The following is a 12,203-nucleotide window of genomic DNA, read 5'->3' as shown; positions in this document are numbered from 1 at the left end:
ACAAAACAACGCCGAAGGCCGTCGAGCCGCCGGGATCACCTGCTCGAAATCAGAGCAGGCCGACTTCCTGGAACTTCGCGGTGACGATGTCCTTGTCGAACGGCTTCATGATGTACTCATTGGCGCCGGCATGCAGCGCCCGCGCAATGTGTGCAACGTCGTTTTCAGTGGTGCAGAACACCACCTTGGGCGCGTCGCCGCCGGGCATGCGGCGCAGATTGCCGAGGAATTCGTAGCCGTCCATGACCGGCATGTTCCAGTCGAGCAGAACCGCTTCGGGCATGGCGCGCTTGCAGACTTCAAGCGCCTTTTGGCCGTCCTCGGCTTCGACGATCTGAAAGTCGAGACCTTCGAGGATGCGGCGTGCGACCTTTCTGATGACGCTCGAGTCATCGACGACCAGACAAGTTTTCATTTTAGGCCTCCAATTACCAAATCCCAAAAGGGATGTTTCCGTTCCAGCTTCGGTCTTCATGCCGCCATCAGGTCCGGCACGATTTCGAGAACGCGATCGACGTCGAGGACGACCATGAGCTGGCCGTCGAGACGGTGAACACCGCCGGCGAGCTTGGCCATGCGGGGGTCGAGATTGACGGGGTTTTCCTCGCGGCCGTTATCGTGGAGTTTCAAGACCTCGCCGATCTGGTCGATCAAGAGGCCGTAGGATTCGCCGCGCAGATCGACGCCGACCGCCATCGGCGGCTTGCCGTCATCGTTCTTCGGCAGGCCGAGGCGGGCGCGCATGTCGACCACGGTGACGATGCGGCCGCGCAGGTTGAGCACGCCGGCGATCTCGGCCGACGACAGGGGAACGCGCGTCAGCCGTTCCGGCATGAACACGTCCTGTACCCGCGAAATCGGCAGGCCGAACAATTGCCCGCCGATCACGGCGGTGACGTATTCGGCCACGGTGCCCTCGATGGTCTCGGTCTTGGTTGTCATCACTGTTTACCCCTAGGCCGTCCGGCTGAACTTGTTCATGCCGCGCGACTGGTCTCGGCGGTCTGTTCCTTGAGCGCCGCGATCAGGCCGGGACGGTCGAACTTGGCGACGTAATCGTGGAAGCCGGCCTGCCGTCCGCGCTCGATCGCCGCCGGCGACACCAGCGAGGACAAAGCGATGATCGGCATCGTGCTCAGATTGTGGTCGGCGCGGATCACTTCGGCGAACTCGAAGCCGTTCATGTCCGGCATTTCGATATCGGTCAGCACCACGTCGTAGGTGTGGCCCGAGCGCAGCGCGGAAAGCCCCTCCTGCGCGTTGACGGCGACCCGCACCTTGTAGCCGGCGGCCTTCAGCACCGGGGCCAGCATGTTGCGGAAGAACGCGGAGTCGTCGACCAGCAGCACCGATCGCGCCGTCGATGACTCCCGCATCTCCTTGCGCGAGAACCAGTCGGCAAACGCCATCGGCAGGAAGTGGCCGACGTCGATCACTTCCGTCGCCTGGCCCTTGATCACGGCCGAACCCAGAATGCCGTCCTGCTGGCCAGCGACCTCGATGTGCAGCCGCTCCTCGACGATGTCGATGATCTCGTCGACCACGAGCCCCATCGAGCGGCCGTCGTCGGCGAACACCAGGATCGGCTGCGAGCCCTGGGTCTGGACGGTGACCCCCTTCATCTGCACCAGCGGCATCAGCTGGTCGCGGTATTGCACCATGTGGCGGCCGTTGGAGAGTTCGATCTTGTCGGTGGCGATCTCCTCCAGCCGGGTGACGAGGCCGAGCGGCACCGCCTTGGGCTGGCTCGAGCCGGCGCGGAACACCAGCAGCGAGGTCAGCTGTTCGCCGCCGATCGCATGCGCGGCCGAGGCCTCGTCGGCCAGCTCATGGGCCGAGGAGCCGGAGGCGCCGAGCGCTTTGGCAATGCCGTTGGGGTCGATGATCATGATCACGGCGCCATCGCCCAGGATGGTGTTGCCGGAGAACATGTCGATGTGCCGCAGCTTTGTGGACATCGGCTTGACCACGATTTCTTCGGTGTGGAACACGCCGTCGACCACGATGCCAAAGGTCTGGCTGCCAACCTGCGTCACCACGATGAAGCCGTTCTCGGGGTCGCTTGACGAGCCATCGTCGATCTTCAAGAGCTTCTTCAGGTGCATCAGCGGCAACAGCTTGTTGCGCAACCGCAGGACCGCGGTGTCCTTGATGCGCTCGATGCGGTGTTCGGAGTTGGCGCGCGCCCGCACCAGTTCGACCACGGACAATTGCGGGATCGCAAAGCGGTCGCCGGCGGCTTCCACGATCAGGGCCGAGACGATGGCCAGCGTCAGCGGGATCTTGATGGTGACGGAAGAACCCTCGCCGGCCACCGACTTGATGTCGATGGTGCCGCCGATCTGGTCGATATTGGTGCGCACCACGTCCATGCCGACGCCGCGGCCGGAGACCGAGGTGACGGCGGCAGCCGTTGAGAAGCCCGGCGCAAAGATGAACTTGTGGATCTGGGCTTCGGTCATCTTCTCCAGCTCGGCCTCGCTGACGAGACCGTTCTGCAGCGCCTTGGCCTTGATCCGCTCGGTGTTCAACCCGCGGCCATTATCGGCGATGCAGATGATGATGTGGCCGCCCTCGTGATAGGCGGACAGCCGGATGGTGCCCTGCTCGCCCTTGCCGTTGGCGACGCGCTCGGCCGGGGTCTCCAGGCCGTGGTCGGCGGAGTTGCGCACCATGTGCGTCAACGGATCCTTGATCAGGTCGAGCACCTGGCGATCGAGTTCGGTATCGGCGCCGTGCATCTCGAGTTCGATCTGCTTGCCGAGTTCGCCGGAGAGGTCGCGGACGATGCGCGGCAGCTTCTGCCAGGCATTGCCGATCGGCTGCATCCGCGTCTTCATGACGCCTTCCTGCAGCTCGGCGGTGACGTTCGACAAACGCTGCAGCGGCACCTTGAACTCGGTGTCCTCGTTGCGGCGGGAGATTTCCAAAAGCTGGTTGCGCGTCAACACCAGCTCGGAGACCATGGTCATCAGATGTTCGAGCGTGTCGACGTTGACGCGGATCGACTGGTTGGCGATCTTGTCGGCTTCCTGGACGTCGGTGTCGGCGACAGCGGCGCGCTTGGCCGGCTTTGCCTTCGCGGTTTCCTTGGCGGTTTCCTTGGCGACTTCCTTGACTTCCGGCTTGGCGGCGGCGGGCGCCGGTGCGGCCGGCTTGGCGACGGCGGCCGGCGCGGGTTTGGGCGCGGGCGCGGCTTCGATCTCGGTCTCGCGGAAGGCGCGTTCGAGGTCGTCGAGCGAGACCTCGCCGGGACGCAAGGGGCGCTCCAGCACCTGGTCCACCAGCGTGCCCGCCGTCATCGCGGGCTGCACCGGCGATGCGGCGACCACGGGGACAGGTGCGGGTTGAGCGGGCGCTTCGGCCGCCGCATGCTTGGCGCCTTCGGCCATCGCATGCAGCTTCTCGATCAGGTCTTCGTCGGTGCCTTCGGGTTCGGTCTCGGTGGCCTCGAGGCCGGCGAGGATTTCCTTGATGCGGTCGATCGAGGACAGGATCAGCGTCACGGCTTCGGCCTTGACCGGCATGCCGTCGCGGAATTTGCCCATCAGCGTTTCGCCGGCATGGGCCAGCGCTTCCAGCCGCGGCAGACCCAGGAAGCCGCAGGTGCCCTTGATGGTGTGGACCAGCCGGAAGATGTTATCGAGGATCTTCGCGTCGCTCGGGTCCTGCTCGAACCGCACCAACTGATTATCGACCGTATCCAGGCTCTCGCTGGTCTCGGTCAGGAACTCCCGCAACAAGTCATCCATGAAACTGGCCTTCGTACGCACCGGCACGCGACATCGACGTGCCTTACCGAACAAGGCCAGCTTCTATGCAAAGCGTTTAATATTGGTTGCTCAAATGGAAAAGAACGGGATCAACAAAGAGATAAGGCGGCAGAAATGAAATCTGCCGCCTGATTTCAACACTTGGTTAACCATGATCGCGCCTAAACGCGTTCAGGGTTTGCGCCTAGGCCACGCTTCAGGCCGCGGTGACGACCACTTTTTCCCCGTCGGGCGCAAGCGTCACGCTGAGCCCGCAGGCCTGCGCCAGCAGCCGCGTATAGTAAGGCTGCACCGCATGCGCATCGACGGATGCCGTCGAATTCACGCTCAAGAGATCGGCGATGTTCTGCGGCAGGCGGGCGTTCAGGCCGGCCGAGGTCACGCGAAAACTCATCGTCTCGCCGTCGCCGATCGGATCGATCGTCAGCGTACCGCCGCGCGGGATCGTCTGCTGCGCAATGATCAGCATGTTCAACAGCAGCTTGACGCGGTTCTTCGGCAGCAACAGCCGCGGCAGATTCCATGTGATGGTGATCTTGCCGTCCTCGATGTGGCCGCGCGCCATGGTCTGGGCATCGCCGAGATCGATCTGCGCGCCCGCCGATCCCGCCGCTCCAAACGCCAGGCGGCAGAACTGCAACCGTGCGGAGGCGGTCTTGGCGCTCTTGCGGATCAGATCGAGCGCGAAATCGCGGTCTTCGGGCTTCGGGTTGTCGTCCAGCACCTCAAGCCCATTGACGATGGCGCCAACCGGGCTGATGAGATCGTGACAGACTCGCGAACACAACAGCGCCGCAAGTTCGAGGGCATCGGGAGCAGGACCGGGAGACGAAGTGCCAGACATCATGGGTTCCTGGAAAGCCGCCTGGTCGCAAATTGCTGGCGGGCAGTTACGAATCACGCGTGCTTATCGATTTGATACACTGCGCAGGCCCGTGCTGCCAGCACGGGGCGGCAATGGTAAGGCAGGACGAACGGCAAATAGGCTTAAGCCATGAATGAGGCACGTCCACACGACCGCGATACCGCCGCGACGCTGATCGAACCGCTGACCGACATCGTGATCCGGGCGGGTGCGGCCATCCTCGCCGTCAACCGTTCCGCCATGAAGGTCGACGGCAAGACCGACGGCTCGCCGGTAACGGAGGCCGATCTGGCGGCCGACCGAATCATCGCCGAAGGCCTTGCCCAGGTGGCGCCCGACATACCGTCGCTGTCGGAAGAGCGCGCCGAGCAGGCCACCTTGCCCTATCAGGAAAGTTTCTTCCTGATCGACCCGCTGGACGGCACCAAGGAATTCGTCGCCGGCCGCAACGAATTCACCGTCAATCTGGCGCTCGTAACCCACGGGACGCCGCTGCTCGGCATCGTCAGCGCGCCCGCGCTCGGGCTGATCTGGCGCGGCATCGTCGGCCGTGGCGCGGAACGGCTGACGCTTGGCAAGGGCAAGCCGCTGATCGAGCCGGTTCGCACCCGCCTCTGCCCGCGGCGCGGCCAGCCGTGGACGGTTGCGGTCAGCCGCTCGCATGGCGATGCCAGGACCGAAGCCTTCATTGCGGCAAGGCCGGGTGCAGTACGGTGCGAGCTCGGCTCGGCGGTAAAATTCGGCCGGGTCGCCGAAGGCTGCGTCGATATCTATCCCCGGCTGTCGCCGACTTCGGAATGGGACGTGGCGGCGGGCCATGCGGTCGTTACGGCGGCCGGCGGCAGGATCACGGATTCAAACGGTGCGGCGCTGGTATTCGGCACGGCGCGAAAGGACTTTATCGTTCCGGAATTCATCGCCTGGGGCGATCCGAAGGCGGTTTGAGTTTCGTAGCCCGGGCGAGCGCAGCGACCCCGGGAGCGGTGGTAACAAAACCAACGGATATTCGATTTGGCCGGCACCGCCCCGGGGTCGCTGCGCTCGCCCGGGCTACAATCGCTCGCTACTGCGCGAGCCCGCGCTCCAACGCTGGCCAGCGCGCCGTGGCGTCTTTCAGGAAGCGCGCCGGCTCGGTGGCGAACGCATCGCGGTTCTCCTCGCGGCCGAATAGATAGAGCCGCTGGCCCGCGACCACCCAAAAGCGCGGGTTGCCCGCATAGGTGACCCCTCGTCCCAGATCGACCGGGTCATAGCCGCCGAACTGGGGCCCGTAGATTTCCGGATGCGCCACGAAAGAAGCGCGATTGCCCTCGTTGCGGAAACGCCAGACGGCGCCGGCTTCGCGGGCCTCGAAATCGGGCAACCCCTGGGCTGCCATGGATTCGGTGAAATAGGCGACGGGATCGAAGCCCTCAATGGCGAGTCCGGAATAGCGGTTTACGACCACCCGCTCGGTGGTCGCGGCCCACGCGGCGGAATCAAGGCTGAGCGCAGCAAAAAAGCCTGCCAATAAGGCAAAAAGGGCTATTCCGAGGCGTGAACCGTATCTTTCCTGCCGTTGTGCCGTCATAGTTGGTGCCGATAACATTGCGAGTCGAGGGGACACTGGGCGCAACCTAGAGCCATGCTGTTGGCGTCAGGTTAAGGCGGCGGCCAGAATTTCGATGCCAGGGGTTCTTTCATGACGTTTGCTTCACGCCTTGCCGCGGTGACGTTCGCCGCGCTGATGTGCTGGACCGTGCAGGCTTCCGCACAGCAGCCGCAGCAGGCACCATATCCGCAACAGCAGCCGCCGCCGGGACCCTATCCGCCGCCGCAACGCCAGGCGGGGCCCGAGACCTTTGGACCCGACGAACTGGTTTCGGCCGGGCACAAGTTCTTCGGCAACGTCTCGCGCGGGCTTGCCTCGGTCATCGAGCGCGCGGTCAGCCAATGGGGCCTTCCCAACGGCTATGTGCTCGGCGAGGAAGGCTCGGGCGCTTTTGTGGCAGGCCTGCGGTATGGCGAAGGCACGCTCTACACCAAGAACGCCGGCGATCTGCGGGTCTACTGGCAGGGGCCGTCGGTCGGCTTCGACTGGGGCGGCGACGGCGCGCGCACCATGACGCTGGTCTACAACCTGCCCGCCACCAACGCGATCTATCAGCGCTTCGTCGGCATCGACGGCTCCGCCTATATCGTCGGCGGCTTCGGCATGACCGCGCTCACCGCCAACAACATCGTGCTGGTGCCGATCCGTTCCGGCATCGGGCTTAGGCTCGGCGCCAACGTCGGCTATCTCAAATATACCCCGCGCGCGACCTGGAACCCATTCTGAGCCGGTTGCCGGATATCCACACGCAACTCGTCCGGTCGATTCAGGTTAACGCGGCAATGGGCTGGCGTTGCCCCGGCGCGGCGTGGCATTGTGATTAACGAATCCTTGTCTGTGTGGAGTGACCATCCATGATCGAGCCGATCATGTATCTGGCGATCGGTTTTCTGGTCTCCATGCTGTTCGGTCTGATGATCGTGCCGCTGGTGCATAACCGTGCGGTGCGCCTGACGACGCGGCGGCTCGAGGCGGCAACCCCGCTGTCGATGGCCGAGATCCAGGCCGACAAGGATCAGCTGCGCGCGGAATTCGCGATGTCGGCGCGACGGCTCGAAATGAACGTCGAGCAGCTCAAGAACAAGACCACGAGCCAGCTCGCCGAACTCGGCAAGAAGAGCGACGCGATCAACCGCATGAAGATCGAGCTCGGCGAAAAGAACGCCACGATCTTTTCGCTCGAAGCGCGCGAGAAGGCGGTGAAGGAGCAGTTGCGCGCCACCGAAGAGGAATTCGCGGCCAAGACCGAACTTTTGCGCAGCGCCGAACAGGCGCTGACCGACAAGCAGGCCGAGCTCGCCAGGATCAATCACGAATTGAATGATCGTGCGATGACGGCGGACAGCCGCCAGGTCGAGTTGGTCGCGGTGCGCACGCAGATCGAGCAACTGAAGGGCCGCGTCGGCGATGCCGAAAAGGAATTTTCGACGACGCAGACCCGCCTCGCCCAGGAGCGCGCCGACTCCGAGCGCGCGACGCACGAACTGAGCGAAGCGCGCAGCCGCGTCGAAAACCTGAGCCAGCGCGTCACCGATCTCGACCGGCAATTGATCGTGCAGGTCAAGGAAGCCGAGATGCTCGGCAACCGCGTCAACGACCTCGAAGCGCGGCTGGCGACGCAAGGCAAGATCCTTGCCGAACGGGAATACGAAAACAATCAGCTCAGGCAGACGAACGAAAACGCCGAACGCGCGGCACGCGAACTGCGCGCGGAGATCGCGGCGACGAATGGCGGCAAGTCGCCGGTCGTCGAGAAATTGCGCAGCGAGAAGGCCGCCGTCGAGGAGCAGCTTCGTATCGCCCGCGACGAGCGCGCCAAGCTGCAGCGTGACATCAACGCCATCCAGCAGCAGGCCGAAAGCTCGTGGCAGACCGAGCGGATGGAAAACGCGCTGCTGCGTGAGCGCATCAACGACATCGCCGCCGAGGTCGCAAAACTCGCCATGCAGCTCGAGGGCCCGAATTCGGCGATCGAGGCCATGCTGGCCGCGGAACCGGCCGTGCCAAAAACCCCGGCCCCCGCCAACGACGTCACCGGGGCCGCAGCCGTCTCGGAAGGCGGCGGGACGCTGGCAGAGCGCATCCGCGCGCTGCAGTCACACGCTTCGCGGGCCCGCCAGCAGGGGGCGTAATTCGCCCAATTTTTGTTCTGACGCGTTTTCTTGTCGCAAACCGGTGCCCACTTCGCTTGAAAACGCTACGGCGCGGCCTGACTATCGCTTGACACTGAGGGCCCGCACTTCGTAAATCGCGGGCTCTGACGGCCCTCGTTTTCGCCGTTCCCGGACGCATAGCTCAGCGGGAGAGCGTTCCCTTCACACGGGAGAGGTCCAAGGTTCGATCCCTTGTGCGTCCACCATTCTCCTTTGTAATCAACGATGTAATGGATCAACTCCCTAGGGTGTGCCCCGAACAACCCAGGGCACAATGGGGGGCACTTCAGCACGGTCGCCAAAAATCGCTCACCGCCGATGCGATCCCGACGCCACTTAAGAAACTTGGCTGATCCATTACGACGACATCCGTTTCGGCAACATCGTAATGCGACACGACTAATAGAACTGGAGAGTTCGCTCCACCTGACGGCGATCGGTTCGGCGACTTCGAAATTGCCCCGAGAATCTCGTTGTCGGAGACCATTCGAATGTTTCTGTCGCGTTATGGATTTCAACCGGCCGAAGGCATGAAGATAAAGGCACAGTGAGCTTCGGCTCCTCTTGATCCCTTGCCTCCTCTATGACAACGGCTCGCCCAACGAGGAGGCGCTGGGCTACCCGTGCCCCAATCCCTCGGCGTGTGCACCGCTTGCTTCGGCGCCGTGATGAGTCAGTGGCTTCATGCCCGTAAGGGTACGCAGCAGCACGTAGAACACCGGCGTCAAGAACAGGCCGAAGATAGTGACGCCGATCATGCCCGAGAACACAGCGACGCCCATGGCACGTCGCATCTCCGAGCCCGCACCGGTAGACAGCACCAGCGGCAGCACGCCCATGATGAACGCCATCGAAGTCATCAGGATCGGACGCAGCCGCAGGCGGCTGGCCTCGATTGCGGCGCGGATCGGCGAACGGCCGGCAAATTCGAGTTCGCGCGCGAATTCGACAATCAGAATCGCGTTCTTGGCCGACAGGCCTACCAGCACGATCAGGCCGATCTGGGTAAACACGTTATTGTCGCCCTTGGACAGCCAGACGCCGAACATCGCGGCCAGCAAACCCATCGGCACGATCATGAGGATCGACAGCGGCAGCGTGAGGCTTTCATAGAGCGCGGCCAGCACCAGGAACACCAGCAGGATCGCCAGCGGAAATACCCACAGGCCGGAATTGCCCGCGATGAACTCCTGGTAGGTCAGGTCGGTCCATTCGAAGGCGAATCCGGGCGGTAGCGTTTCGGCCGCAATGCGCGTGGCCGCTTCCTGGGCCTGTCCGGACGAAAAACCAGGCGCCGCGGCAGCGTTGACGTCCGACGACAGGAAGCCGTTGTAGCGGATGGCGCGTTCAGGACCTGCGCTTTGGCGAATCTTCAGGAGCGCCGATAATGGCACCATGTCGCCGGATGCGGAGCGAACCTTCAATTGGCGGATGTCGTCCGCCCGCGCGCGGAACGGCGCGTCGGCCTGGACATAGACCGAATAGGTCCGGCCGAACTTGTTGAAGTCGTTGACGTAGAACGAGCCCAGATAGATCTGCAGGGTGTTGAATACTTCCGTCACGGGAACGCCGAGCTGCAGCGCCTTGGTGCGGTCAACGTCGGCGAACAGTTGCGGCACGTTGACCTGGAAGCTTGAGAACGCTCCGGCAATCTCGGGCGCTTTGGAGAGCGCCGCCATGAAGGCCTTGGTCGTCTCATTGAGTGCCTCATAGCCGAGCCCCGCGCGATCCTCGATCTGGAGCTTGAAGCCACCGATGGTGCCGAGACCGTTGACCGGCGGCGGTGGGAATATGGCGATGAACGCCTCCTGAATTCCCGCGTATTTCTTATTAAGCTCGGCAGCAATGGCATTACCGCTGAGCGAGGGATCCTTGCGCTCCTCGAACGGCTTCAGCGTCGAGAATACGATGCCCGCATTGGAGGAGTTGGTGAAGCCGGAGATCGACAGTCCCGGAAACGCCACCGAGCTTTGCACGCCGGGCTGGGTCAGCGCGATGTCGCTCATCTTGCGGATCACTTCCTCGGTCCGGTCCAGCGTCGCGCCGTCCGGCAGCCGCGCAAAGCCGACCAGATATTGCTTGTCCTGCCCGGGTACGAAGCCGCTCGGCACCTGTTTGAACAGCACAGCGGTGGCGCCGACCAGCAGAATATAGACACCGATGACAACGGACTTGGCGAAGATCACCTTTGTCACGCTGCGACTGTAGCTGTCGGACGAACGCGTGAAGACCTTGTTGAAGCCGCGGAAGAACCAGCCGAGCGCCTTGTCGAGGACGAGGGTGAGCTTGTCTTTGGGATCGTTGTGCCCCTTCAAGAGCAGCGCCGCAAGCGCCGGAGACAAGGTCAGCGAATTGACCGCCGAGATCACGGTCGAGATCGCAATCGTCAGCGCGAATTGCTTGTAGAACTGTCCAGTCAGACCACTGATAAAGGCCAGCGGCACGAATACCGCGATCAAGACCATTGCGATTGCGATGATCGGCCCCGACACTTCTTTCATGGCCTGATACGTCGCGTCCCGCGGCGACAGGCCGCCTTCGATGTTGCGCTCAACGTTCTCGACCACGACGATGGCGTCGTCGACCACGATGCCGATCGCGAGCACCAGGCCGAACAGACTGAGCGCATTGATCGAGAAGCCGAACACGTGCATGACCGCAAACGTGCCGACGATCGACACCGGCACTGCCAATAGCGGGATGATCGACGCCCGCCAGGTTTGCAGGAACAGGATCACGACAAGCACGACCAGCGCGACCGCCTCGAGCAGCGTGTGAATCACCGCTTCGATCGACGAGCGCACGAACTGGGTCGGGTCGTAGACGATCTGGTATTCGACGCCTTCCGGCATGTTCTTCTTGATCTCGGCCATTGTCGCGCGGACGTTGTCCGATATCTGCAGCGCGTTGGATCCCGGCGCCTGGAAGATCGGGATCGCCACCGCCTGCTTGTTGTCAAGCAGCGAGCGCAGGCCATATTCCGATGCGCCGAGTTCGATGCGCGCGACTTCGCGCAACCGCGTCACCTCGCCGCGCCCCCCCGTCTTGACGACGATGTCGCCGAACTGCTCTTCGGTGTTGAGGCGGCCTTCGGCGTTGACAGAAAGCTGGAGATCAAGGCCCTTGACGCTGGGCGAGCCGCCGACCACGCCGGCCGCCGCCTCGACGTTCTGCGCCTGGATCGCCTTGACGATGTCGTTGGCAGTCAGGCCGTGCTCGGAAGCTTTTTGCGGGTCGACCCAGACCCGCATCGAATAATCGCCGGCGCCGTAAAGCTGGACGTCGCCGACGCCATCGATGCGCGCCAGCCGGTCCTTGACGTTGAGCACGGCGTAGTTCCGCAAATACGTCATGTCGTAACGGTTGTTCGGCGACAGCAGATGCACGACCATAGTCAGGTCGGGCGAGCTCTTCTTGGTGATGATGCCGAGCTGCCGGACCACGGCCGGTAGCCGCGGCTCAGCCTGCTGCACGCGGTTTTGCACCAGTTGCTGGGCCTTGTCCGGGTCGGTGCCGAGCCGGAAGGTCACCGTCAGCGTCATCGCGCCGTCGGTCGTCGCCTGGCTTGCCATGTAGAGCATGCCCTCGACACCGTTGATCTGCTCCTCGATCGGTGTCGCAACCGTCTCGGCGATAACTTTTGGATTGGCGCCGGGATAGGTCGCGCGCACCACCACCGAGGGCGGCACGACGTCGGGATATTCCGAGATCGGCATCGCCATCAGCGAAATCAGGCCGGCAAGAAAAATCAATACCGACAAGACGCCCGCGAAGATCGGCCGGTCGATGAAGAATTTGGAGAAATTCATGAATTGTGCCCC

The 12,203-nt window shown here is 63.2% G+C and carries 9 protein-coding genes and 1 tRNA gene; 4 read left to right on the top strand and 6 right to left on the bottom strand.

Annotated features, from left to right (window positions below):
- Positions 1 to 49: 49 nt before the first annotated feature.
- The 4 genes from V1286_RS02870 to chpT form a co-directional block, all read right to left on the bottom strand.
- Positions 50 to 415: a response regulator gene (locus tag V1286_RS02870; protein ID WP_108517399.1), complete on the bottom strand. Its 366-nt coding sequence runs from the start codon at positions 413 to 415 to the stop codon at positions 50 to 52.
- A gap of 56 nt (positions 416 to 471) precedes the next feature.
- Positions 472 to 942 (bottom strand): chemotaxis protein CheW, encoded by a 471-nt coding sequence (locus tag V1286_RS02865; RefSeq protein WP_334390203.1) that lies wholly within the window; start codon positions 940 to 942, stop codon positions 472 to 474.
- A 35-nt stretch (positions 943 to 977) separates the two neighbouring features.
- Entirely contained in the window at positions 978 to 3,752 is a 2,775-nt protein-coding gene (locus V1286_RS02860) for a hybrid sensor histidine kinase/response regulator (RefSeq protein WP_334477441.1), read from the bottom strand.
- A 217-nt stretch (positions 3,753 to 3,969) separates the two neighbouring features.
- Positions 3,970 to 4,617 carry a histidine phosphotransferase ChpT gene (gene chpT / locus V1286_RS02855; RefSeq protein ID WP_108522925.1) on the bottom strand — a complete coding sequence of 216 codons (648 nt, stop codon included), beginning with the start codon at positions 4,615 to 4,617 and terminating at the stop codon, positions 3,970 to 3,972.
- Between the two features lie 150 nt (positions 4,618 to 4,767).
- Between chpT and cysQ the strand changes: the two genes are divergently transcribed.
- Positions 4,768 to 5,583, top strand: coding sequence for a 3'(2'),5'-bisphosphate nucleotidase CysQ (cysQ, locus tag V1286_RS02850; protein WP_334477440.1), 816 nt, complete (start codon positions 4,768 to 4,770; stop codon positions 5,581 to 5,583).
- A 118-nt stretch (positions 5,584 to 5,701) separates the two neighbouring features.
- Here cysQ and V1286_RS02845 read toward each other — a convergent pair whose 3' ends face one another.
- Positions 5,702 to 6,208, bottom strand: a complete 507-nt coding sequence (locus V1286_RS02845; protein WP_334477438.1) for a YHS domain-containing (seleno)protein — start codon at positions 6,206 to 6,208, stop codon at positions 5,702 to 5,704.
- A gap of 111 nt (positions 6,209 to 6,319) precedes the next feature.
- Here V1286_RS02845 and V1286_RS02840 point away from each other — a divergent pair, with 111 nt between their 5' ends.
- The 3 genes from V1286_RS02840 (at position 6,320) to V1286_RS02830 (ending at position 8,588) form a co-directional block, all read left to right on the top strand.
- On the top strand, positions 6,320 to 6,955 hold the full coding sequence (locus tag V1286_RS02840; RefSeq protein WP_334477436.1) for a DUF1134 domain-containing protein: 636 nt from the start codon (positions 6,320 to 6,322) through the stop codon (positions 6,953 to 6,955).
- A 128-nt stretch (positions 6,956 to 7,083) separates the two neighbouring features.
- Positions 7,084 to 8,361 (top strand): coiled-coil domain-containing protein, encoded by a 1,278-nt coding sequence (locus V1286_RS02835; RefSeq protein ID WP_334477435.1) that lies wholly within the window; start codon positions 7,084 to 7,086, stop codon positions 8,359 to 8,361.
- Positions 8,362 to 8,513: 152 nt separating this feature from the next.
- A tRNA-Val gene (locus V1286_RS02830) sits at positions 8,514 to 8,588 on the top strand.
- A 411-nt stretch (positions 8,589 to 8,999) separates the two neighbouring features.
- Here V1286_RS02830 and V1286_RS02825 read toward each other — a convergent pair.
- Positions 9,000 to 12,191: an efflux RND transporter permease subunit gene (locus V1286_RS02825; RefSeq protein ID WP_334477434.1), complete on the bottom strand. Its 3,192-nt coding sequence runs from the start codon at positions 12,189 to 12,191 to the stop codon at positions 9,000 to 9,002.
- Between the last annotated feature and the right edge of the window lie 12 nt (positions 12,192 to 12,203).

The organism is Bradyrhizobium algeriense (assembly GCF_036924595.1).
Classification (GTDB): domain Bacteria; phylum Pseudomonadota; class Alphaproteobacteria; order Rhizobiales; family Xanthobacteraceae; genus Bradyrhizobium; species Bradyrhizobium algeriense.
The sequence above is the reverse complement of the archived record's forward strand: the minus strand, read 5'-3'. Positions and strand labels throughout refer to the sequence as shown.

Excerpts from the sequence above, each read along its gene's own strand:
- V1286_RS02870 (WP_108517399.1), bottom strand. The coding sequence starts at position 415 with ATGAAAACTTGTCTGGTCGTCGATGACTCGAGCGTCATCAGAAAGGTC.
- V1286_RS02865 (WP_334390203.1), bottom strand. The coding sequence starts at position 942 with ATGACAACCAAGACCGAGACCATCGAGGGCACCGTGGCCGAATACGTC.
- V1286_RS02860 (WP_334477441.1), bottom strand. The coding sequence starts at position 3,752 with ATGGATGACTTGTTGCGGGAGTTCCTGACCGAGACCAGCGAGAGCCTG.
- chpT (WP_108522925.1), bottom strand. The coding sequence starts at position 4,617 with ATGTCTGGCACTTCGTCTCCCGGTCCTGCTCCCGATGCCCTCGAACTT.
- cysQ (WP_334477440.1), top strand. The coding sequence starts at position 4,768 with ATGAATGAGGCACGTCCACACGACCGCGATACCGCCGCGACGCTGATC.
- V1286_RS02845 (WP_334477438.1), bottom strand. The coding sequence starts at position 6,208 with ATGACGGCACAACGGCAGGAAAGATACGGTTCACGCCTCGGAATAGCC.
- V1286_RS02840 (WP_334477436.1), top strand. The coding sequence starts at position 6,320 with ATGACGTTTGCTTCACGCCTTGCCGCGGTGACGTTCGCCGCGCTGATG.
- V1286_RS02835 (WP_334477435.1), top strand. The coding sequence starts at position 7,084 with ATGATCGAGCCGATCATGTATCTGGCGATCGGTTTTCTGGTCTCCATG.
- V1286_RS02825 (WP_334477434.1), bottom strand. The coding sequence starts at position 12,191 with ATGAATTTCTCCAAATTCTTCATCGACCGGCCGATCTTCGCGGGCGTC.